Source organism: Flavobacterium sp. Root420 (genome assembly GCF_001427905.1).
Classification (GTDB): domain Bacteria; phylum Bacteroidota; class Bacteroidia; order Flavobacteriales; family Flavobacteriaceae; genus Flavobacterium.
In genome coordinates, this window is record NZ_LMEF01000032.1 from 126,351 (window position 1) to 148,729 (window position 22,379).

Sequence of the window (22,379 nt, forward strand, 5' to 3'; positions counted from 1 at the left end):
CTTAAAGATGTTTTTTAACTCATTAGCATTTGCTATTTTTTTGCCAATCGTTTTTTTTCTGTATTGGTTTATCTTTAATAAAACCAAAAGCACACAAAATGCTTTATTAATTGTTGCTAGTTATTACTTCTATTCTTGCTGGGATTGGAGATTCTTATTTTTACTGGTTTTCTCTACATTTTTAGACTATTATACGGGAATTCAAATAGAAAAAGGAAAATCTGAAAGAGGCCGTAAATTTTGGTTTTGGCTAAGTATCATTGTAAATTTAGGTTTTCTGGGGATTTTTAAATATTATAATTTTTTTGCTGCGTCATTCTCTGAATTATTAAATTCAGTTGGAATTCAGGCAAGTCCAATTTTATTAAATGTCATTCTTCCAGTCGGAATTTCATTTTATACTTTTCATGGCTTATCATATGTAATTGATATTTATTTTAAGCGAATAAAAGCCGAGTATAATTTTGTAGACTATTCATTGTTTGTTAGTTATTTTCCGCTTTTGGTAGCCGGCCCAATTGAGAGGGCTACCCATTTATTACCGGAAATAAAAGTAAAACGAGAATTTGATCTAGAAAAAGCCAAGGAAGGTGTTTGTCAAATTATATGGGGTTTAGTGAAAAAAGTGATCATTGCTGATACTTGTGCTACCTATGCCAATGCCATTTTTGATAACTACACATCAATGAATTCATTTTCATTAATATTAGGCGCCATTTATTTTGCTTTTCAGATTTATGGAGACTTTTCCGGATATTCAGATATTGCCTTAGGCGTTTCAAAATTGTTTGGTTTAGATTTACTTCGAAACTTCAACTACCCTTATTTTTCAAGAGATATTGCTGAATTTTGGCGCCGTTGGCACATTTCGCTTTCGTCATGGTTTCGAGATTATTTATATATTCCTTTGGGAGGAAGTAAAGGAGGGCTCTGGATGAAAATCAGAAATACTTTTATCATTTTTGTAGTCAGCGGTTTTTGGCATGGTGCCAATTGGACTTATATTGCATGGGGATTCATTAATGCCGTTTATTTTTTACCGTTGCTTTTGTCAAATAGTAATCGAAACAATATAGGTGAGATTCAGCTCAAATTTAATTTTGATGCAGTTAAAGTAATATTTAGTATTTTGTATACATTTCTCTTGACTTGTGTAGCTTGGGTGTTTTTTAGAGCGAAGACGATCACCGATGCGGTTTTATATTTAAAAAGAATTATAACCAATCGTGAATTTAATTTTCAATATTTAGATAATGAACGTTATAGTTATGAAGTACTAGTAATGATACTTCTGTTTGTTTTGGTCGAATGGTTTAATCGTAATAAAATTGAACCTCTTTCAGGAAAAAGGAGCTTATTGAAGATAGCTTTAGCACTAGCAGCAATTATGGCTTTCGGAACCTTTTCAGATTATAAAGAATTTATATATTTTCAGTTTTAATGAAGCGTTTTTTAATTTATATAGTAAAAATTTTCATTGTAATTGCTTTAATAGCAATTGTTTTAGACGGTTTATATACAGCTGTTTTTTTGCAGTCTAAAAACAGAGGAAAAATAGAAACCGTTTTTAATTCGAAAGAGCAAAAGTTTGATGTTGTCATTTTAGGTTCTTCCCGTGCAAATAATCATTTTGTATCACAGATGTTTGAAGATAAAGGTTTGAAAACTTTTAATTATGGTATGAGTGGTGGACATTTGTTTGAAGCATCACTAATGTTAAAACTAATGATTGAAAGAAAATATCAAATCAAAAATGTAATTCTTGAAGCTGATTTAAATCTATCTGTTGATCATCAGGCTGAAGGCATTTCTGCTTTATTTTTACCGTATATTCATAATTCGAAGATTGTAAAGGATCATTTTAAATCTCAAGAAAATTTTAATGAATTATATTATATCCCTTTTTATAGATACATAAAATTTGATACTAAAATAGGTTTTAGAGAAACATTCCTGACAGCTGTTCATAAAAAAACTAATGCTTTAGATAATCTAGGATTTTACCCTTTAAAAAAAGACAAAAATGGTAATATGAAAAATAATATTGTTAATTTGAATCCTTTGCCCCATAATAAATATTACGAAGAAATTAAAAATATTTGTACAGCAAACAATATTAATTTTATTGCTGTTATGACGCCAATGTGCGAAAATGTTACAGGGATGAATTATTTTGACAAAGTTAAAAAAGTATATCCCGAAATTCATAATTATGAGAATGTCGTTTTAGAGGATAAATATTTTTCTTCTTGCGGACATATGACTGACACAGGAGCAAAAATATTTACAGCTAGAATTTTAAAAGATTTTTTTAAGAAGTAAAACCATGAAAATAGCCTTTTTAACACCAGAATATCCACATTCTTTGACTGGGAATTCGGGTGGTATAGGTACAAGTATTAAAAATTTGGCAACAGGACTTTTACAAAAAGGTATTGTGGTTAGAGTTTTGGTGTATGGACAAAAGGAAGATGCCATTTTTGATGATAATGGTATTATTATCCAACAAATAAAGAATATAAAATTCAAAGGATTATCATGGTTTCTTACAAGAAAAAAAATCGAACGAATTATTAATCAATTATATTTTAATAAAAAAATTGATTTAATAGAAGCGCCTGACTGGACTGGAATTACCTCATTTATTAAACCAGATAAATGTCCTATTATCATTCGATTACATGGATCTGATACTTATTTCTGCCATTTGGATAATCGTCCGGTTAAGTGGGTAAATAAATTTCACGAAAAAAGGGCATTAACAAAGGCAGATAGTTTACTATCAGTAAGTCAGTTTACTGCAGATTTGACAAATATAATTTTTGATTTGAATAAAACATTTACAATTGTTCCAAATCTTATTGATGCTAGTTTGTTTGAAATTGATACTAATTACAATCAAAAAGAAAAAAGCATTTTATATTTTGGAAGCCTAATTCGTAAAAAAGGACTTTTAGAATTACCTTTAATTTTTAATAAAGTAATCGAGAACAATCCTGAAATCAAATTAATTTTAATTGGTAAAGATGTTTCTGATATTATTTCAGGGAATTCATCTACATGGAAAATGATGCAGAAGTTGTTCTCTGATAAAGCCATTGGCAATGTGACCTATTTGGGGAGTATTCCTCATGTTAAAATAAAAGAAAAAATCCAAAGTGCAACTCTCTGTGTTTTCCCTTCTTTTGCAGAAGCTTTTCCTGTTTCCTGGTTAGAGGCCATGGCTATGGAAATTCCAATTGTAGCATCAAATGTTGGTTGGGCAAAAGAAATGATTGATGAAGGAGATAATGGTTTTTTAGCTCATCCTACAGATCACGATACCTTTTCAAAAAGAATTACGACACTATTAAATAATGAAGAGTTGTGTTTGAAAGTGGGAAAATCTGCTAGAGAAAAAGTAGAAAAATCTTTTGATATAAAGGTTTTGGCAAAACAAAATATAGAATTTTATAAACTAATAATAGCTAAGTTTGATAATAGTATATCATAGTCAGAATAAAGTAAAAAAGGTTGTTTCTGCAAATAATGAAATAGTATCGTTTAATAAAAAAGATACTATTTCTTCAGTGCTGATTAATTTAGCTCTAATACATCAACAATCAAAAATAGTTTGGTGTGATCTAAGTTGTGAAAACTATTTAAATTTAGAAGCCATAACAGATGCATTTCACCATAATAAAATGATGTTGTCCTATAATTTGGGAAACAATTTTTTGGACAGGAAAATAGGATATATTGATAAGTCAGCATTTATAGTTATAAATAAAAAAGTTACCTACCCTACATGGCAAATGAGTAGTTTGGCTGGTGCTATTCATGCAGAAGTATTATTATCAGTAAAAGAAAAAATCAAACTTGATTCAAATTTTGATTACTACTTAACCTCATTAGCTAAAGTATGCATGCCACTAGGATTATTATGTTACTCTGAGCCTAAGTTATTGGTTAAGAATGATTTAATTTTTGCTATAAAACCTTCTAATCTTTTACTTTTTAAATTTGTAAAGCAGCATTATAGAACGAGGTGGATATTTTTATTGTTTTTAAATCTAATGATTTACGAGCTTAAATTTCCTTTTTTTGCTTTAGTATACAGTATTTTCTTTAAGAACAGAAATAATAGCAATATTGATATCGATGAAATAAAAGTGCATTCCGCATTAAAAGTAATCGATTCAGGAACTATAGATGTTATTATTCCAACTATAGGAAGAAAAAAATATTTGTATGATGTATTAATAGATTTATCTCATCAGACTATTTTGCCTGAATGTGTAATAATAGTTGAACAAAATCCTGAAATTAACAGTACTTCAGAACTTGATTATATAACAAAAGAAAAGTGGCCTTTTGAAATAAAACATATTTTTACACATCAAATGGGTGCCTGTAATGCAAGAAATGTTGCTTTGAGTCAGGTTAAAAGTGAATGGGTTTTTCTAAATGATGACGATAATAGATTTGGCCCTGATTTGTTGAAAGACGTATTGGTTAACCTGGAAAAATTCGGAATAAAAACACTCTCGACTTCTTATATTCAGCCACATGAAAAGAAGAGAAACATTCGTATAAACCAATCTTCTATGTTTGGTTCAGGAAATAGTTTTATACACTCGTCAATATTGAATAAAGTCAAATTTAATGGCAAATTTGAATTTGGTTACGGCGAAGATTCTGATTTTGGAATGCAAATGCGAAATCAGGGATACGATATTTTATACTTTCCTAATCCTGAAATTGTACATTTAAAAGCACCAAGTGGAGGTTTTAGAATTAAGCCTAAATTAGGGTGGTCAAATGATCGAATTATACCTAAGCCATCTCCGACAATAATGTTATATAAAATATTACATGAAACAACAGAGCAGCGAAACGGATATAAAACAATTCTTTTCTTTAAATATTATACTAAGCAGTCAATTAAGAATCCTATAAAATATTTTTTAAATTTTAACAAGGAATGGAAGCAAAGTTATTATTGGGCAAATAAATTAATTCAGAATTCATGAAATTTTCTCTAATCATTTGTACCTACATGCGTCCGAAATCATTGCTTAAATTATTGCAATCAGTTCAGAAGCAAACTTTATATCCTCATGAAATTTTAATTGTTGATGGATCTACAAATAATGAAACAGAAGCTATTTTAAGTTCAAATCAATTTGAAAATCTAAAATATTTTTTGGTTGATAATAAAAATCGCGGTCTAACCAAACAAAGAAATTTTGGAATTCAAAAAGTTGATGATGATAGTGAAATTGTTTGTTTTTTAGATGATGATACAGTCTTAGAACCAGATTATTTTGAGAATTTACTAAATACTTATAATGCTTTTCCAGAAGCTTTGGGAGTTGGTGGTTATATATGCAATGAAATAAAATGGGAGAAAACAAAAGAAAATTATATTCCTAAAATTAATGAGTTTTATTTTGATGATTGGAAACGTAAGGATGGAAGTCGTTTTGTACTTCGAAAAAAACTGAATCTGGATAGTGATTGTCCTCCAGGATTTTCGCCACTATTTTCACATGGAAGAAGCGTTGGTTTTCTGCCGCCAAGTAATAAGATTTATGAAGTAGAGCAATTAATGGGAGGTGTTTCATCTTTTAAAAAATCTATTTTTGAAAAACTGTCATTCTCTACTTATTTTGAAGGTTATGGTTTATATGAAGATGCCGACTTTACTTTAAGAGTTGCTAAAACCGGAAGATTATATCTGAATACAAAAGCTAAGTTGCATCATTTTCATGCTGTATCCGGAAGACCAAATCAATATCAATATGGTAAAATGGTGGTTAGAAATGGCTGGTATGTTTGGCGCATTAAAAATGAAAAGCCAGATTTTAAAGCCAGATTAAAATGGAATGCAATAACTATTTTACTTACTATAATTCGTTTTACAAACGTTATTACAGATAAGCATAAAAAGGCTGCCTTTACAGAAGCATTAGGCAGGACAATGGGATGGTGGAGTTTGTTTTTTAAAAAACCTAGCGAAGTATAATGAAATCAAAAATCTATATATATGGTCTTTGTGATGTTTTTTATGATGGCTATTATATTCACGGTATAAAGGAAATTTATCAGGATTTTGAATTTAATATCTCAAAGTTCCCTAAATTCAATCAGGGTACTTTTGCTTTTATTATTGAAAATGACACTTATTCGAAGAAAATTATTATTGATTCAAAAGATTCAAATCAAATTAATAGTATTGAGTTAGAGTGGTGTGATGTATATGGGAAAGTAAATTATAATCTGAATCATTTACCAGTTGAAAATAGTGAAAAGGTTATTGCAATTGGCCCTAGCTTTGGGATCAAGATTTGGAATTTGTTTAAAACGTTTTATTATTTGATTTTAAATTTTATCAGATTTAGAAATTCTATCTCAAACAGAAGAGAATTTATTGCCAATTATTGGAGGCAATATAAAAGATTGAAATTGAAAAAATATGATTCAGTTCAATCATCTGCTAATGAAGTTTTTTTTATAAATAGTATTTGGAAACAGGAAAATGAAACCAATAGAAATCGGGCCTTGTTTATAAAATCGTGTAAAAGTAATTCGAATATTATTTTTGAAGGAGGATTTGCTGCGAGAAGTAACGGAGATAATTTAGGGTTTGATGATTTAGTGTATTCAAAAAAAATCCCTTTAAAAACCTATATTAAAAAAATTCAAAATTCGGCGTTTGTATTTAATACCCCAGCAGTTCTCTCTTGCCATGGTTGGAAATTGGCAGAGTTTTTGGCTTTAGGGAAAGCAATTATTACAACTCCCCACTATAATATATTGCCAAATGATTTGTTAAATAATGTCAATGTCATTTATGTCAATGATGGTGACGATATTAGTAACGCAATAGAAAAAATAATAAAAAATTTTGATTTTAAAAGAAAACTCGAATTAGAAAGTAAAAACTATTTTGATCAATATTTAGCACCAAAAAAAGTTATTACAAGATTACTGGAAAATACATAAAATGAAATTTGCAATAATTACTCACGTTAATCATATTAAAAACAATGATCAGTATTTTGGTTATGCACCTTATGTGCGTGAAATGAATATTTGGTTGGAATATGTTGATGAAGTAATAGTTGTTGGGCCATTATTACATGGAAATCCGGGAGTAATTGATATTGCATATAGTCATAATAAGATTGATTTTAGAAAAGTTCCTGATTTTAGTTTTACCAGTTTTAAAAGCAACATAGTTTCGTTCATTAAGTTACCAATAATTTTTTGGAAAATATTTTGGGCAATGAATGATGCAGATCATATTCATTTACGTTGTCCTGGGAATGTTGGTTTGATAGGGTCTTTAGTTCAGATATTATTCCCGGGAAAAATAAAAACCGCCAAATACGCTGGAAATTGGGACCCAAAAAGTAACCAACCTTGGACCTATAAATTACAAAAGAAAATCTTGAATAATTCTTTTCTAACTCGGAATATGAAAGTTTTAGTATATGGAGATTGGGAGAATCAGTCGAAGAACATGAAATCTTTTTTTACGGCAACATATTCAGAATCAGAAAAATTGTTGCCTAATAAAACAGATTTTGAGAATTCGGTAGAATTTATTTTTGTGGGAACCCTCGTTTCTGGAAAAAATCCAATGTATGCTATAAAGTTAGTTGAACAATGTATTAAACAGAATAAGAATGTAATTCTGAATTTATATGGAGAAGGAAGTGAAAGGGTTGCTTTGGAAGAGTATATTAAGAAAAATAAGCTAGAAAATTATATTTTCTTGAATGGTAATCAAAATCAGGAAACAATAAAAAAAGCTTATCAAAAAAGTCATTTTGTTATTTTGCCATCTAAAAGTGAAGGATGGCCAAAAGCCATTGCCGAAGGTATGTTTTGGGGATGCGTATCAATAGCAACAAAGGTTTCATGTGTTCCTTTTATGCTAGATTATGGCAAGAGAGGTATTTTACTTGAAATGGATTTGGAAAAAGATGTATTTCAAATTGAGAATGTAGTAAAAGGCAAAGGTGACTTTTTATCAAAGAGTAAACTAGCTGCAAGCTGGTCACAGCAATATACAACCGAAGTTTTTGAATCCGAAATAAAAAAACTGCTGGTAAAATGAGAATTGTACAAATTATAGATTCTTTAGAACTTGGTGGTGCAGAAAGGATGGCAGTAAATTATGCAAATGCATTGTCTAAAAAAATAGCATTTTCAGGTTTAATTGCAACCAGGAAAGAAGGAGGTTTAAAAAATCAAATAGATTCTGAAGTTGCTTATTTGTTTTTGCAAAAGAAAAAAAGTGTAGATGTGAATGCTGTTTTTCGCTTAAGAAAATATTTGGTTAAAAATAAAATTGATATCATACATGCACATAGTTCTTCATTTTTTATAGCTGTTTTAGTAAAGCTGACTTTACCACGAGTAAAAATATTTTGGCATGATCATTATGGCTCAAGATCAAAAGAAACTAAAAAACAGAATATATTTTTGTTTTTTTTATCGACTTTTTTTTCTTCTATTTTTGTAGTGAATCTTCAGTTGAAAGAATGGAATAAGAAAAATATGAATTGCTCTAATGTGATCTTCATTCCCAATTTCACTAGATCTCAAAATGTATCTGAACATAATCAATTAACAGAACTACAAGGGTTAGATGGGAAAAGAATAGTTTTTCTGGCTAATTTAAAAAATCCTAAAAATCACCTTTTAATTTTAAAAGCTTACGCTGATTTAAAATTATATGAATCAGATTGGAGTTTACATTTAATAGGTAGAGATTATTTTGATTCTTATTCTGAGGCACTAAAAGGCTTTATAAAATTATATTGTTTGGAGGGCCATATTTATTTGTATGGAGAAAAAAGCGATATCAAAAATATTTTATCTCAGGTTTCGGTTGGTGTTTTAGCCTCAACACAAGAGGGTTTTCCAGTAACTTTACTCGAATACGCTTTAGAAAATGTAGCTGTAGTCTCTACCAATGTTGGATATTGTTCTGTTCTTATTCAAAATGAGATTGATGGATTATTGTTTGATCCTACTTCAGAATTGGAAGTTAAAAAACAACTAAAAAAAATCGTTACTAATGAAGTTTTAAGGAATACTTTGGCAGAAAAATTTAAAAAATCAGTTTTGCAGAATTATTCTGAAGAATCAGTAATTGAAAAGCTAATTTTAGCGTACAAAAAAAGTAAATAATGAAAAGTTTTCGATTGTCGTACATTCATGTTGTTTTAGTTCATTGCATTATTGCTGTGATTATTTTTGCAGTACCTTTTTTGTCCAAAATACTGGCACTTTTAATTCCGATCATTGGTTTTTACTTCGTACAGAAGACAAAAAATAAGAACAATGAAGTTCTTTTAATAGCTGCATATTTAGTTGGTATTGAGGTTTTTTTGAGAATGACTGGTGGGAATCTTAATAATGAGTATGTTAAAATAAGTGTTATGTTTTTCATGTTTTTGGGCATGATGTACAGTAATTTTTCTGTAAATGCATTCATTTATTGGTTTTTTCTGATCCTGTTGATTCCAGGTATTATAATAGCTTCAACAGTAACAGACTACGATATAGACGTTAAAAAAGCAGTGTTTTTTAATTTGTCAGGACCAATTTGTCTAGCAATTTGTGCTATTTACATGTTTAAGAGAAAAGTGCTGTTTTCAGATTTACAAAATATTGTACTTTCGTTGGGATTGCCGATATTGACAACAACAGTGTACTTGTTTTTATACAATCCGAGTGTAAAAGATGTGGTAACAGGAACACAATCTAATTTTGAAACGTCTGGAGGATTTGGTCCTAATCAGGTTTCTACCATTTTGGGATTAGGGATTTTTATCTTTTTTACCCAATTAGTATTATTTTCAAAGACTAAAAAAGAAATAATTTTAAATGGAATTTTATTGCTTTTTGTAAGTTACAGAGGTATTGTAACTTTTTCAAGAGGGGGTATTATAACAGGTGTTGTTATGATTGCGTGTCTTTTAGTTTTATTGTATTTTTTTTCAAATGCAAAAGGGAAAAGCAAATTTATCCCGGTTTTTGTAATGACCGGTTTAATGGGAATTGGTATTTGGACGTATACCTCTATTCAAACTAGCGGACTTATCGATAAACGTTATGCAAATCAGGATGCAAGAGGAAGGGAGAAAAAAAGTCAATTAAGTGGTAGAGAGGAAATAATTGAGTCCGAAATTACTTATTTTTTAGATAATCCTATTATCGGCATTGGTGTTGGAATGGGAAAAGAAATGAGAGAAAAATCTTTTGGCAATGCCGTGGCTTCACACAATGAAATAACAAGAATGCTTGCAGAACATGGTTTATTTGGTATTCTTGGACTCTTAATACTTTTTATAACGCCTTTTGTTTTATATATTCATAATAGACAACATCTGTACTTCTTGTCTTTTTTTGTTTTTTGGCTATTAACCATAAATCATGCTGCCATGCGAACAGCCGCCCCAGCTTTCGTCTATGCCTTAACCCTCCTTTCAGTTCACATTAAAATTCCTGAAAAAGCCAAAGATTCAAGTGATTAAATTCTTTTTTTTAAATACATTTGTTTGCCCCCAAATTAAAAAATTGAATCCATGGCTTCAAATAGAAAAATGCATTTCGAAATTTCGGAAAGGAAATTATTACTTCGCCTTTTTGATATTGTTTTTGTTTTTTCAGCACTGTTTCTGTTAAATTTTTTATTTGATGTTCAGTATTTCAATTTAGATCAGACACATTATTTTAGACCAGTCATGCTAATTGTGTACCTGACTATTTTTGGCGCAATTTTCGAAATGTACAATCTTCAGGTTGCCAGTAACCAGTTTCAAATTCTCCGAAGTGTTATCCTTACCGTTACAACGGCTGTTTTAGTTTATTTATTTACACCAATTTTGTCACCAGAACTTCCAAAAAAACGTTTGGTTATTCTGGTTTTTTATTTTACTATACTAGGGGCATTATTGGCCTGGCGATATTTTTATGTATATTTTTTAGCATCACATCGCTTTTCACAAAATGTAATTTTAATTTGTGATCATAGCCAGGTTGAGGAATTGGTTTTAGGACTTGAAAATGTTGATCCACATTATAAAATTTTGGGGTTTGTCAGTTCTGATTTAATTTCACCCGAGGACTCCGGTTTTCATTATGTAAAAGAAATTAAAAAGAATGACTTAGAATTATTTGTCACTAAAAACAATATTTCTGAAATCGTAATTGCATCACAGAAAACAGATGGTATAACTGCAGACTTATACCAACAATTACTTCATTTGTTAGAATCAGGAAATATTATACGAGAGTATACGCAAGTGTATGAAAGTAAAACACAACGAATTCCGGTTCATTATATCTCGAAAGATTTTTATAGATTCTTCCCTTTTAGTAGAAGTAATAATAATAAATTGTATTTGTCCTTAATCCGGGTATTGGAGTTTTTATTATCGCTTATGGGTTTATTAGTTTGTATTTTATTGATCCCTCTAATTTTCATTGGAAATCTTTTGGCCAATAAAGGAAGTTTGTTTTACACACAAGAGCGAGTAGGAAAACATGGGGTTGTTTTTAAAATTTACAAGTTTAGAACGATGACTCAAAATTCTGATATAAACGGCCCATTTGCTTCTTCAAATGACAAAAGGATAACTCCATTTGGTAAATTTATGCGTAAGTCAAGAATTGATGAGCTGCCTCAGTTTTTTAACGTTTTAAAAGGTGATATGGCTGTAATAGGGCCAAGGCCGGAACGGCCATACTTTGTGAACGAAATTGCTAAGGTTATGCCTTTTTATGAAACAAGACACGTTATTAAACCCGGACTTACCGGTTGGGCACAGGTCAATTATTCTTATGGAGAATCTATTGAGGAGAGTCTGATAAAACTACAATATGATCTTTACTATATCAAACATAGAAGTGTTTTTCTCGATTTGAGTATTACTTTCAAAACTATTACTACGGTCTTGTTTTATCGTGGACAATAGTTATTTAGATAATAATCGGAATACGTTTTTTGTTTCTGATCGCGACTCTTACTAAAACAAAACCGCTTGTTATAATCATAGGTAAAACAATTAAAAAGTGCGCTTTGTTAATTATAAATAGACTGTAAGCAATTAGAAAAAGTATATGTAAAACAGCAAAGCGATACGTCCATCTTTTATTTTTAAGAATTGATAAAAAAATCAAAATCAATAAAAGGGGACTAAATAAAAGCACATTATAGTTCATCGCCAGTTCCTGGTGAAAAGAATAAAATCCCACAACTACAAAGAAAATTCCCATTAAAGATAAAATCAAAAGATAGATTTTGTCTACTATTTTATTATGTGCCAAAACTACAAAGGCAAGTATAAATAAGTAAGTATACACATTATTCCACCAGGAAGTTGGGGTTTCTTTTTCAAAGTTTAGCAATGTACTTGTCTTGCTAACTAAAGGATGATTTTGAAAAGGAGTCTTTTCTAAACTGTTTTTTAACTCAAAAGGCAGAAATATTTTGGTGCCTAATTGATCTACTTTGGTTCCAAAGATAATACTGGTTCCTAATTTATCATAAAAATGCCCATCAAAATAAGGGAATAGTATAGAACGATAAGTAATATCGGTATCGCCTTTTTTTGTTATCACATTTCCGTTCAATGTTTTATTGATAATGTCAACAACCATTGAGGTACAGTTTTTATCAATAAATTTATAAGTATAATAACGTTCTTCAGAAAGTAAAGTAGTATTTAAGTTATCAAATAGCTTTTGTTTTGACTCCTGTGGAATAAGAAGCTCTTGTTCAAAAACGCTTCGTTTCTCATAATTGTATTCCTTCATAAAATCAGCAAATGGATGAACTACGACAAAATATTGTAAATCACCTTTAGCAAATTTTGCAACAAAATTTGGTGTTGAAAAATCAAAAGCACCATAATTATAAACCAAATCAATATTGTTTGCAGAATCCGCAACTCGGATGGCCGTATGGCCAAAATAAGAATAAGTTTCATTTGCCAATCCACAAGTAAGCACACTTACCTTAGCATCTTTTGATAAAGGCAAATTCTGACTGAAACCAATAAAACTTAGTAATAATTGTAAACTAAAAACTGTTTTTTTGAAAATGACATTTTTCATGATTTAAAATTTTAAGAAGTTTAATGGTTGTAAAATTATCTAAAGATACCTAAATCTACTTTTAAAGAAAAAATATTCGAATATAATGCTGTGCTTTGATTTCCTAAATCAGTCAAAGCATAATCTACCTGAATACCTTTGTATTTAAATCCTAACCCAATATTAGGTTGAAAATTTACTTTTTCAGTATTATCTAATTGCATCACATTTTGAAAATTCCCAGCTCCGGCCCTTAGGAAAACTAAATCGGTATACCCGAATTCAAAACCAACTGCCGGATCAATACTCACTATTTTTGAGGAAATAATATCGTTAGTCTGTTCAAAACGCATATTCAGATTTGTAGCAACCAAAAGACTATAATCATTATGAAAATCAAACTTTTTTGAAACTCCTAATTGTGCTTTTGGTAAAGTAATCTCAGTACTTTCTGGTAATTCATTATTTTCTCCCGGAATAGCATTAGCAATTTTTGCGTATTCTTCTTCATCAATATTCCAGACATTATAAGTTGTTGTAATGTCACGAAGCATCAATCCAAATTTCCAGTCATTGCGCTCAAACTGTAATCCGACATCAAAACCAAAACCCCACGAATTAGCAAATTTTCCAATAATTCGACGAATCACTTTTGCATTAACTCCATATTGAAATCCTTCTACAGGCAATTTTCTGGCATAAGAAAAGGTAAAGCCATAATCTGCTGTTGAGAATAAGCGAATTCGATTGTAATCAATATTTCCCTGGCTGTCAATTAATTCGGTTGTGTCCATAATATCGTCGACTCCAAAACGAATCATCGAAATTCCCCAGGCGCTTCTGTCGTCAATTGGGCTGGCATATCCTATATAATCATATTGCGCAATATTGGCAAAATAATTAGCATGCATTAACGAAATTTGATGATCCTCAAGATGTGTCAGACCAGCCGGATTCCAGTAAACTGCGTTGACATCATTTGTAGAAGCAACAACCGCACTCGACATTCCTAATGCAGCGGCGTCGACACCAATATTCATAAACTCATTCGAATACTTTCGAACAGTCTGTGCATATTGTGTTGTGCAACTCCAAAATAATAAAAGCCCCAAAAGTTTCTTCAACGGATATTTTTTAGCAAACCGAAGTCTGTTTTAATTTTTATCAAAAATATAATATTTTACCCATCTAATTTATTCCTTTTGAGAAATATTACGAATGGTAAAATTTCAAATAAAAAACTCTTAAAAAAACGGCTTGTAGATGCAGTTATTATACTAAATTTGTTCCTCACCATTATCAAATTTAATAAAGATGAATATTAAAAAACACATTCCTAATTTAATTACATTAATCAATCTTTTCTGCGGTTGTATTGCGGTTGTTTTTATTTCTGAAGCCAATTACGAAATGGCTTTTTACATGGTTTGTTTAGGAATCTTTTTTGATTTTTTTGATGGTTTCTTTGCCAGATTATTCAAAGTTTCAAGTCCACTTGGATTACAACTGGATTCTTTGGCAGATATGGTAACTAGTGGTGTTGCGCCAGGTTACGTAATGTATAGTTTGTTTACAAATAGTGCACATGAATTAGGAACAAATCCAGCAATTCCATTTTTAGGATTTATTGTGACCTTAGGTTCTTGTTATAGATTAGCAAATTTCAACATTGACACTCGTCAAACCGATTCGTTTATTGGTTTGCCAACTCCGGCAAATGCATTGTTTATTTTGAGTTTGCCTTTGGTCTTGAAGTTTTCTGATTCTTTAATGATATTGGAAATCTTAACTAATCAATGGGTTTTATTGGTAATTACTTTATGTAGCGCTTATATTTTGAATGCCGAAATTCCGTTATTTTCTTTAAAGATCAAGAAATTTAGCCTTAAAGAAAATGCACTTCAAATTGTATTTTTGCTAGTGTCGGTTTTAATGGTGCTTTTATTGCATTATATCGCAATTCCTTTAATTATCATTTTTTATGTGTTGTTGTCCGTTGTGAATAATGTGTTTTTGAAAAAGTAGTTTTATTCGAATGGCAAGAAAAACGACAAGACGAACTTCTTATTCCCGAAAAACGCAACCAACTCGTTCTGCTTTTAGCAAAGTGATTCGCTTTATTGGATTCTCTTTTTTAGCAGTGCTTTTCTTTGGAACTATTTATCATTATCGCGCCGGATTGGCTTATTATCTCGGATTTAAATCGGGTAAAGTTTTAGAGGAAGATGAGGTTGATAAACACCTTTCGGATGTTCGAAATATTCAGGTTTTGGAGAATCATAAAGGAAAAGTGATTGGTATTGATGTGTCTGAATTTCAGGGAAAAGTTGATTGGGATGACATTGAAATCTTAGAAGAAAAATATCCGGTTCAATTTGTGTTCATTAGAGCTACTGCAGGAAACGATCGTGTGGATGCACAATTTAAGAGGAATTGGGGCGGTGCAAAAGAGAATAAAATTATGCGTGGTGCCTATCATTATTATCGTCCTAACGAAAATTCGATCGAGCAGGCTAATCTTTTTATTAAAACCGTAAAACTGCAAAAAGGTGATTTACCCCCCGTTTTGGATATCGAAAGATTACCTAAAAATCAACCTTTGGACAGCTTAAAAAAAGGCTTGAAAAGATGGCTAACCAAAGTCGAAGCACATTATCAGGTTCGTCCGATCATTTACACGGGAGAACGCTATTACAGTGATTTCTTAAAAGAAGAATTCAGCGAATATTTGTTTTGGATTGCTAATTATAATTTCTACAGAGAAAAAATTGAAGACGATTGGCTTTTTTGGCAATTTACAGAAAAAGCATCTTTACCGGGAATTAAGCATAGGGTAGATGTGAATATCTATAATGGCGACTTAGAACAATTGCAGTTTATTACGGTTGAATAGTTTTTAGTCACAGTCATAGTTTTCACCTTGACTAAAACTATTTTAATAAGTAAGAAAGTGGAATTAATGCCAGAAAAGCTAAAAGTATTAAAACAGAGTACGGATTAGCAAAGTTTACGGTGTAACCCATCCATTGTATTCTCTTTGGAGGAAGCAATCGTTTGTCTTTCGGATTATAATAAAAACATCCCAAATACCAATTATTTGGGTCTTTGTGCCAGTTGTCGTAATCTTCCTGAGTTGGTTTTTGTGGAGTCATACTTTTAGTTTTTAGTCGCAGTTTTCAGTTTTTTTACTGTGACTGAAAAGTGCGACTGTATACTTTATTAGAATTCAAGTTTCTTTTTACGTAATTCGAAGTTTTGTCCAAGATAAACACGGCGAACCATTTCGTCTTCAACTAATTCTTCCGGAATTCCGGCTTTCAAAATTCCTCCTTCAAACATTAAATATGTTTTATCGGTAATGGCCAGGGTTTCCTGAACGTTGTGATCGGTAATTAGAATTCCGATATTTTTATTTTTTAACTGTGCTACAATTCTCTGAATATCTTCAACCGCAACCGGGTCAACTCCTGCGAAAGGTTCATCCAATAAAATGAATTTTGGATCTGTTGCCAAAGCGCGGGCGATTTCAGTACGACGACGTTCTCCTCCCGAAAGTAAATCACCACGGTTGGTACGAATATGTTCTAAGCTGAATTCTTCAATTAAACTTTCCATTTTGGCAATTTGCTCTTCTTTAGAAAGCTTGGTCAATTGTAAAACGCTCAGAATGTTGTCTTCAATACTCAATTTTCTAAAAACTGAAGCTTCCTGTGCCAAATAACCAATTCCTTGTTGTGCACGTTTGTACATAGGATAATCGGTAATATTCAAATCATCCAGATAAATATTTCCCTGATTTGGTTTTACCAATCCCACGATCATATAAAACGAAGTTGTTTTTCCGGCACCATTCGGACCCAAAAGTCCCACGATCTCTCCCTGATTTACTTCAACAGAAATTCCCTTTACAACACTGCGTCCTTTATAGGTTTTGATTAAATTATCGGCTCTTAGCTTCATTTTTATTTAATTAGATAATGTGTCAATTAGATAATTAGATAATTGACCTTGTGGAAAAATTTATCTTTTCTCTTTCGGAAAGGCAAAATAAGTTAAAATTAATCAATCAATTAAAGGAATTAACATATCCTATTGAAATTATCTAATTACCAGCCTCTTCTAAAGCTTCCCAAAATTCGTAAGCTCTTCTTAAATGCGGAATTACGATTGTTCCTCCAACTAAAGTTGCGATTCCCATTGCTTCCATCATTTCTTCTTTGGTAACGCCTTCTTTATGGCTTGTTTCCAGGTGATATTTGACGCAGTCATCACAACGTAAAACTGCCGAAGCTACCAATCCTAAAAGTTCTTTCGTTTTTACATCAAGAGCTCCCGCTGCATAAGCGTTAGTGTCAAGGTTGAAAATTCGCTTTACGATTTTGTTATTGTCAGCTAATAATTTTTCGTTCATTTTAGAACGATAGTCGTTAAATTCTTGTATGATATCAGACATTTTCTTTTAATTTATTTCTATAAACAACCTTTGAAATCAGGATACTCACTTCGTAGATAAGCAACATTGGTATTGCTACAATAGTCTGGCTTACTACGTCTGGAGGCGTTACAATTGCAGCGATAATTAAAATGATTATTACGGCATATTTCCAATATTTTCTTAAGAATTCAGGAGTTACTAATCCTAATTTGGTTAAGAAATAAATAGCGATTGGTAATTCAAAAAAGATTGCACTACCCAAGATACTTGTTTTTACCATTCCCATATAAGAGTCCAGCGTAAATTGATTCTTCACGACATCACTCACAGAGAAAGTCGCAACGAAATTCACCGACATCGGAATAACAACAAAATAACCAAACAATACTCCTAAAAAGAAAAGCAGAGAAGAAGCGAATATGAATACCCTTGCATTTTTTCTTTCTTTCTCATATAATGCCGGACTGATAAATTTCCAGATTTCCCATAAAATATAAGGAAAGCTTAAAATGAAGCCCGCCAAAATACACATCCAGACAAAGATGTTTACCTGGCCTTCCATTTCAGTATTCTGAATAATGAAATTCAGTTCGGTAATACAAATACTGTCAGCGAATCCTAATTTGTGTGATAAATCGCAAAACCATACATAAGTAAAAAAACTAGGTCTTGTTGGACCTAAAATGATTTTGTCAAATAAATAATCACTAATGAAATAAGTAACAAATGCCATTATCAGTGTTGCAGTTGTACTTCTAACTAATAACCATCTTAGTTCTTCAAGATGGTCTAAAAATGACATCTCGCCAAGGTTCTTTTTTGCCATTATACGATTCCTTCTTTTAAAATGTCGTGTAAATGTAATACTCCTTTGTACTCGCCGTTATCAGCAACAATCAGTTGCGTTATTGAAAAATCTTCCATCATATTCAGGGCATCTACCGCCATGGTTTCAGAAGAGACTAATTTCGGATTTCTCGACATAATATCTTTCGCAGTCAAATTAGCAATAGAATCTCTGTCGTTCAGCATTCTTCTGATATCTCCATCGGTAATAATTCCTATAATTTTGTCATTTTCGATTACTGCTGTTACTCCTAATCTTTTTTCAGAGATTTCAAAAATAGCTTTTTTGATTGAAGTGTCCGGTGCAACCATGGGTTTTAACGAATGTTCAATCATGTCTTTCACACGAAGCAATAGTTTTTTTCCTAAAGCACCACCGGGATGGTATACGGCAAAATCTTCTGGTTTGAAATCGCGCATTTCCATCAAACAAACTGCCAGTGCATCGCCCATTACAAGTTGTGCTGTGGTGCTGTTTGTTGGAGCAAGGTTTATAGGGCAGGCTTCCATTTCAACGGTGGTGTTCAAAACATAGTCAGAACCTTTAGCCAAAGATGAAGTTACGTTTCCTGTGATGGCAATCAAAGTGTTTCCGAAACGTTTTAGTAAAGGAACCAGGATTTTTATTTCCGGACTGTTACCGCTTTTTGAAATACAAATAATGATATCCTCTTTTTGTATCATTCCTAAGTCGCCGTGAATGGCTTCTGAGGCATGCAGAAACATAGAAGGGGTTCCGGTAGAGTTAAAAGTAGCAACCATTTTTTGAGCAATGATCGCGCTTTTTCCTATCCCCGTAACGATCAGTCGGCCTTTGGTTTCATAAATACGTTGAACAGCTTCGTAGAAATTTTCGTCAAGAAAATCAATTAATTTTATAATTGCCTCACTTTCAGATAGTATAGTTTTTTTGGCGATTGCCAATATATTTTCTTTTGAAATCAAAACAGAATATTTAAAATTTGTATGTATAAAAGAAAGTTGTATCTTTATGTGTTGCAAATTTATACAAAATATCCATTAATATAAAGAATGAATTCAAACGAAATTGAAATACACAAGGAATTAAAGAAGTATTTCGGCTTTAGCCAATTTAAGGGCTTGCAGGAGCAAGTCATTACGAGTATTTTGTATAAGAAGAATACTTTTGTAATTATGCCAACTGGCGGTGGAAAGTCTCTTTGTTATCAATTACCCGCTTTAATTCAGGACGGAACAGCTATTGTTGTTTCTCCTTTGATTGCTTTGATGAAAAATCAGGTTGACGCGATTCGAAGTCTTTCTTCAGAAAACGGAATCGCTCATGTACTGAATTCCTCTCTCACCAAAACAGAAATTGCCCAAGTCAAAAAAGACATCACTTCTGGTTTGACCAAACTTTTATATGTGGCCCCAGAATCTTTAACTAAGGAAGAATATGTGGCTTTTTTACAGAGTGTGCCCATTTCATTTGTCGCTATTGATGAAGCGCATTGTATTTCAGAATGGGGTCATGATTTTAGGCCGGAATACCGAAACCTAAAAAATATAATAAAACAATTAGGACAGGTTCCTATTATAGGACTTACCGCTACTGCAACCCCAAAAGTTCAGGAAGATATTCTGAAAAACCTTGATATGTCTGATGCGAACACTTTTAAAGCATCATTCAACAGACCGAACTTATACTACGAAGTTCGCACAAAAACAAAAAATATTGAATCGGATATTATTCGATTTATCAAACAACATAAAGGCAAATCCGGAATTATTTACTGCCTGAGCCGTAAAAAGGTGGAATCTATTGCCGAAGTTTTACAAGTTAACGGAATCAGTGCCGTTCCTTATCATGCAGGTTTGGATGCTAAAACCCGAGCCAAACATCAGGATATGTTTTTGATGGAAGATGTCGATGTGGTTGTTGCAACAATCGCGTTTGGAATGGGAATTGATAAACCAGACGTTCGTTTTGTAATTCACCATGACATTCCAAAATCACTTGAAAGTTATTATCAGGAAACGGGTCGTGCCGGTCGTGATGGAGGAGAAGGACATTGTTTAGCTTATTACTCTTATAAGGATGTAGAAAAGCTGGAGAAATTCATGTCTGGAAAACCAGTTGCTGAACAGGAAATTGGTTTTGCTCTTTTGCAGGAAGTGGTGGCTTACGCCGAAACCTCAATGTCACGAAGAAAATTCCTATTGCATTATTTTGGTGAAGAATTTGACAGTGAAACCGGAGAAGGTGCAGATATGGACGATAATGTTCGTAATCCTAAAAATAAAATTGAAGCGCAGGATCAGGTTGTTAAATTGTTGGAAATCGTTCGTGACACCAAACATATTTACAAATCAAAAGAAATTGTGTTTACTTTAATAGGCCGCGTAAATGCAGTTATCAAAGCACATAAAACAGATGCCCAATCGTTTTTTGGTTCTGGTTCAGATCATGACGAAAAATATTGGATGGCCTTATTAAGGCAAGTATTGGTTGCCGGTTATTTATCAAAAGACATTGAAACGTATGGTGTGGTGAAAATCACTAAAGAAGGTTTGAACTTTATTAAAAAGCCAGTATCCTTTCTAATGTCTGAAGATCATGAATATAATGAATCTGAAGATGAGGCAATTGTGACGGCTGCAAAATCATCCGGTACTGCAGATGAAGTTTTAATGGGGATGTTACGCGAACTTCGTAAAAAAGTAGCCAAAAAATTAGGCGTTCCTCCGTTTGTTGTTTTTCAGGATCCTTCCTTGGAAGACATGGCTTTAAAATACCCGATTTCTTTAACTGAATTATATAATATTCATGGAGTGGGTGAAGGAAAAGCTAAAAAATACGGTGGAGAATTTGTGGCCTTAATTAGTCGTTATGTTGAAGATAATGATATTATCCGTCCAGACGATTTAGTGGTAAAATCTACAGGAGTTAATTCAGCGAATAAATTATACATCATCCAGAATATAGATCGAAAATTGTCCTTAAATGATATTGCATCAGCAAAAGGTCTTACAATGGATGCTTTGATTAAAGAAATGGAACAAATCGTGTACGCTGGTACTAAACTTAATATTAAATATTGGGTTGATGACATGCTTGATGATGATCAACAGGAAGAAATTCACGATTATTTCATGGAATCAGAATCGGACAAAATTGAAGATGCTCTTAAAGAATTCGATGGCGATTATGATATTGATGAACTAAGATTGATGAGAATTAAGTTTATTAGTGAAGTAGCTAATTAAAATAAGCTTATGAAGTTTTTAAAATTGCTTTTTGCTTTTGTTATTCTTGTATCAACCAAATCATTTGCGACTGCTCAGACTCCGGATTATTTGATCATTGATAAGGATACTTTACGAATACAATCAAATCCGTTAGAAAAATATTTTGAAACTAATCCATTTCCACAGAATTTAATACATAGTATTTCCAGTGGAAATTGGCGTGGGTATATTGCGTATTTTAAATTTCTAGATGGAAAACTAGTTGTTGAAAATATTTATAAAGAAGATTACAAAGAAAACAGTAAAGGCGAAACGGATTTTTTTTTGATATCTATATATAAGGATGTATTTGGAACGAAATCTAATTTTGAATGTGATTTTTATTCAGGTTTATTAATATGTCCATCAGGAAAAATGGTTCAATATGTTCATATGGGATATAGTTCGCTTTATGAGAACTATAATCTTATAGAAATAAAAAATGGAATCAATATTAAATCGAAAAAATTTACTGTGAAAGAATTTCAGAAATTTAAAATTGATTATTTTAAGTATTATAAACGAACTGATGAGTATAAGCTTAAAGTTAAAGAATTTAAAAAAGATTCTGAAGGCGATTTTTTTGGTATGTCAAATAGTTCGTTCTTAATTGAAAATCCTGGCATTGGAAAAGAAAATAAATCACTAAAGCAAAAGGAAGCTGAATTTAGAGCAGATAAAGAAATTGATTCTTTTATGTTTGCTTTTTTATCTGATTATATGAAAACAATAGAAATCCCAACTAAATAAT

Annotated in this window: 21 protein-coding genes; 14 read left to right on the forward strand and 7 right to left on the reverse strand. The window is 31.6% G+C overall.

Features of this window, described 5'->3' with window-relative positions; genetic code table 11:
* The first annotated feature begins 7 nt into the window (after nucleotides 1–7).
* From ASC72_RS20885 to ASC72_RS20930, 10 genes are read left to right on the forward strand one after another with little or no spacing between them, the layout of a single operon-like run.
* Complete coding sequence (locus tag ASC72_RS20885) at nucleotides 8–1,441, forward strand: MBOAT family protein (RefSeq protein WP_056195485.1); 1,434 nt, start codon at nucleotides 8–10, stop codon at nucleotides 1,439–1,441.
* Complete coding sequence (locus ASC72_RS20890) at nucleotides 1,441–2,322, forward strand: hypothetical protein (protein ID WP_056195489.1); 882 nt, start codon at nucleotides 1,441–1,443, stop codon at nucleotides 2,320–2,322. Before ASC72_RS20885 ends, ASC72_RS20890 begins: the two co-directional genes overlap by 1 nt.
* A 4-nt stretch (nucleotides 2,323–2,326) precedes the next feature.
* Nucleotides 2,327–3,493, forward strand: coding sequence for a glycosyltransferase family 4 protein (locus tag ASC72_RS20895; RefSeq protein WP_056195491.1), 1,167 nt, complete (start codon nucleotides 2,327–2,329; stop codon nucleotides 3,491–3,493).
* Nucleotides 3,474–5,012: a glycosyltransferase family 2 protein gene (locus tag ASC72_RS20900; RefSeq protein WP_056195494.1), complete on the forward strand. Its 1,539-nt coding sequence runs from the start codon at nucleotides 3,474–3,476 to the stop codon at nucleotides 5,010–5,012. The genes ASC72_RS20895 and ASC72_RS20900 overlap by 20 nt, the downstream gene beginning before the upstream one ends.
* Nucleotides 5,009–6,007, forward strand: coding sequence for a glycosyltransferase family 2 protein (locus ASC72_RS20905; protein WP_056195497.1), 999 nt, complete (start codon nucleotides 5,009–5,011; stop codon nucleotides 6,005–6,007). The genes ASC72_RS20900 and ASC72_RS20905 overlap by 4 nt, the downstream gene beginning before the upstream one ends.
* Entirely contained in the window at nucleotides 6,007–6,987 is a 981-nt protein-coding gene (locus ASC72_RS20910) for a glycosyltransferase (RefSeq protein WP_056195501.1), read from the forward strand. Before ASC72_RS20905 ends, ASC72_RS20910 begins: the two co-directional genes overlap by 1 nt.
* A 1-nt stretch (nucleotide 6,988) precedes the next feature.
* Entirely contained in the window at nucleotides 6,989–8,107 is a 1,119-nt protein-coding gene (locus ASC72_RS20915; protein ID WP_056195503.1) for a glycosyltransferase, read from the forward strand.
* Entirely contained in the window at nucleotides 8,104–9,186 is a 1,083-nt protein-coding gene (locus ASC72_RS20920; RefSeq protein WP_056195507.1) for a glycosyltransferase, read from the forward strand. Before ASC72_RS20915 ends, ASC72_RS20920 begins: the two co-directional genes overlap by 4 nt.
* Nucleotides 9,186–10,535, forward strand: a complete 1,350-nt coding sequence (locus ASC72_RS20925; RefSeq protein ID WP_056195510.1) for an O-antigen ligase — start codon at nucleotides 9,186–9,188, stop codon at nucleotides 10,533–10,535. The genes ASC72_RS20920 and ASC72_RS20925 overlap by 1 nt, the downstream gene beginning before the upstream one ends.
* 51 nt (nucleotides 10,536–10,586) lie before the next feature.
* Nucleotides 10,587–11,978, forward strand: coding sequence for a sugar transferase (locus tag ASC72_RS20930; RefSeq protein ID WP_056195513.1), 1,392 nt, complete (start codon nucleotides 10,587–10,589; stop codon nucleotides 11,976–11,978).
* A gap of 4 nt (nucleotides 11,979–11,982) precedes the next feature.
* Here ASC72_RS20930 and ASC72_RS20935 read toward each other — a convergent pair whose 3' ends face one another.
* Together ASC72_RS20935 and ASC72_RS20940 are read right to left on the reverse strand one after the other, a co-directional pair.
* Nucleotides 11,983–13,119, reverse strand: coding sequence for a DUF4105 domain-containing protein (locus tag ASC72_RS20935; protein ID WP_056195516.1), 1,137 nt, complete (start codon nucleotides 13,117–13,119; stop codon nucleotides 11,983–11,985).
* Nucleotides 13,120–13,154: 35 nt separating this feature from the next.
* Nucleotides 13,155–14,222: a PorV/PorQ family protein gene (locus ASC72_RS20940; RefSeq protein WP_241775770.1), complete on the reverse strand. Its 1,068-nt coding sequence runs from the start codon at nucleotides 14,220–14,222 to the stop codon at nucleotides 13,155–13,157.
* A 190-nt stretch (nucleotides 14,223–14,412) separates the two neighbouring features.
* On the opposite strand from ASC72_RS20940, the gene ASC72_RS20945 reads away from it, so the two are divergent.
* Both ASC72_RS20945 and ASC72_RS20950 read left to right on the forward strand, forming a co-directional pair.
* The gene (locus ASC72_RS20945) at nucleotides 14,413–15,123 is read left to right on the forward strand and encodes a phosphatidylcholine/phosphatidylserine synthase (protein WP_056195520.1); all 711 of its coding nucleotides are present in this window, start codon (nucleotides 14,413–14,415) and stop codon (nucleotides 15,121–15,123) included.
* 10 nt (nucleotides 15,124–15,133) lie between these two features.
* Entirely contained in the window at nucleotides 15,134–15,991 is an 858-nt protein-coding gene (locus ASC72_RS20950; protein WP_056195522.1) for a glycoside hydrolase family 25 protein, read from the forward strand.
* Between the two features lie 37 nt (nucleotides 15,992–16,028).
* On the opposite strand, the gene ASC72_RS20955 is transcribed toward ASC72_RS20950, so the two are convergent.
* The 5 genes from ASC72_RS20955 to ASC72_RS20975 all read right to left on the reverse strand — a co-directional run bounded on the left by ASC72_RS20955 (nucleotide 16,029) and on the right by ASC72_RS20975 (nucleotide 19,324).
* Complete coding sequence (locus ASC72_RS20955; protein WP_056195525.1) at nucleotides 16,029–16,250, reverse strand: DUF5808 domain-containing protein; 222 nt, start codon at nucleotides 16,248–16,250, stop codon at nucleotides 16,029–16,031.
* A gap of 67 nt (nucleotides 16,251–16,317) precedes the next feature.
* Nucleotides 16,318–17,058: an LPS export ABC transporter ATP-binding protein gene (lptB, locus tag ASC72_RS20960; RefSeq protein ID WP_026982881.1), complete on the reverse strand. Its 741-nt coding sequence runs from the start codon at nucleotides 17,056–17,058 to the stop codon at nucleotides 16,318–16,320.
* A 142-nt stretch (nucleotides 17,059–17,200) separates the two neighbouring features.
* The gene (locus tag ASC72_RS20965) at nucleotides 17,201–17,551 is read right to left on the reverse strand and encodes a carboxymuconolactone decarboxylase family protein (protein WP_056195528.1); all 351 of its coding nucleotides are present in this window, start codon (nucleotides 17,549–17,551) and stop codon (nucleotides 17,201–17,203) included.
* Nucleotides 17,544–18,359 carry a twin-arginine translocase subunit TatC gene (gene tatC, locus ASC72_RS20970; RefSeq protein WP_056195531.1) on the reverse strand — a complete coding sequence of 272 codons (816 nt, stop codon included), beginning with the start codon at nucleotides 18,357–18,359 and terminating at the stop codon, nucleotides 17,544–17,546. The genes ASC72_RS20965 and tatC overlap by 8 nt, the downstream gene beginning before the upstream one ends.
* Entirely contained in the window at nucleotides 18,359–19,324 is a 966-nt protein-coding gene (locus ASC72_RS20975) for an SIS domain-containing protein (protein ID WP_056195534.1), read from the reverse strand. The genes tatC and ASC72_RS20975 overlap by 1 nt, the downstream gene beginning before the upstream one ends.
* Before the next feature lie 87 nt (nucleotides 19,325–19,411).
* Between ASC72_RS20975 and recQ the strand changes: the two genes are divergently transcribed.
* Entirely contained in the window at nucleotides 19,412–21,607 is a 2,196-nt protein-coding gene (gene recQ, locus ASC72_RS20980) for a DNA helicase RecQ (protein WP_056195536.1), read from the forward strand.
* 9 nt (nucleotides 21,608–21,616) lie between these two features.
* Nucleotides 21,617–22,378, forward strand: a complete 762-nt coding sequence (locus ASC72_RS20985; RefSeq protein WP_056195541.1) for a hypothetical protein — start codon at nucleotides 21,617–21,619, stop codon at nucleotides 22,376–22,378.
* Nucleotide 22,379 lies beyond the last annotated feature (1 nt).

What these genes read in the sequence shown, in the direction of transcription:
- ASC72_RS20885 (WP_056195485.1), top strand. Translation starts at nt 8, where the DNA reads ATGTTTTTTAACTCATTAGCATTTGCTATTTTTTTGCCAATCGTTTTT.
- ASC72_RS20890 (WP_056195489.1), top strand. Translation starts at nt 1,441, where the DNA reads ATGAAGCGTTTTTTAATTTATATAGTAAAAATTTTCATTGTAATTGCT.
- ASC72_RS20895 (WP_056195491.1), top strand. Translation starts at nt 2,327, where the DNA reads ATGAAAATAGCCTTTTTAACACCAGAATATCCACATTCTTTGACTGGG.
- ASC72_RS20905 (WP_056195497.1), top strand. Translation starts at nt 5,009, where the DNA reads ATGAAATTTTCTCTAATCATTTGTACCTACATGCGTCCGAAATCATTG.
- ASC72_RS20910 (WP_056195501.1), top strand. Translation starts at nt 6,007, where the DNA reads ATGAAATCAAAAATCTATATATATGGTCTTTGTGATGTTTTTTATGAT.
- ASC72_RS20915 (WP_056195503.1), top strand. Translation starts at nt 6,989, where the DNA reads ATGAAATTTGCAATAATTACTCACGTTAATCATATTAAAAACAATGAT.
- ASC72_RS20920 (WP_056195507.1), top strand. Translation starts at nt 8,104, where the DNA reads ATGAGAATTGTACAAATTATAGATTCTTTAGAACTTGGTGGTGCAGAA.
- ASC72_RS20925 (WP_056195510.1), top strand. Translation starts at nt 9,186, where the DNA reads ATGAAAAGTTTTCGATTGTCGTACATTCATGTTGTTTTAGTTCATTGC.
- ASC72_RS20930 (WP_056195513.1), top strand. Translation starts at nt 10,587, where the DNA reads ATGGCTTCAAATAGAAAAATGCATTTCGAAATTTCGGAAAGGAAATTA.
- ASC72_RS20935 (WP_056195516.1), bottom strand. Translation starts at nt 13,119, where the DNA reads ATGAAAAATGTCATTTTCAAAAAAACAGTTTTTAGTTTACAATTATTA.
- ASC72_RS20945 (WP_056195520.1), top strand. Translation starts at nt 14,413, where the DNA reads ATGAATATTAAAAAACACATTCCTAATTTAATTACATTAATCAATCTT.
- ASC72_RS20950 (WP_056195522.1), top strand. Translation starts at nt 15,134, where the DNA reads ATGGCAAGAAAAACGACAAGACGAACTTCTTATTCCCGAAAAACGCAA.
- ASC72_RS20955 (WP_056195525.1), bottom strand. Translation starts at nt 16,250, where the DNA reads ATGACTCCACAAAAACCAACTCAGGAAGATTACGACAACTGGCACAAA.
- lptB (WP_026982881.1), bottom strand. Translation starts at nt 17,058, where the DNA reads ATGAAGCTAAGAGCCGATAATTTAATCAAAACCTATAAAGGACGCAGT.
- ASC72_RS20965 (WP_056195528.1), bottom strand. Translation starts at nt 17,551, where the DNA reads ATGTCTGATATCATACAAGAATTTAACGACTATCGTTCTAAAATGAAC.
- tatC (WP_056195531.1), bottom strand. Translation starts at nt 18,359, where the DNA reads ATGGCAAAAAAGAACCTTGGCGAGATGTCATTTTTAGACCATCTTGAA.
- recQ (WP_056195536.1), top strand. Translation starts at nt 19,412, where the DNA reads ATGAATTCAAACGAAATTGAAATACACAAGGAATTAAAGAAGTATTTC.
- ASC72_RS20985 (WP_056195541.1), top strand. Translation starts at nt 21,617, where the DNA reads ATGAAGTTTTTAAAATTGCTTTTTGCTTTTGTTATTCTTGTATCAACC.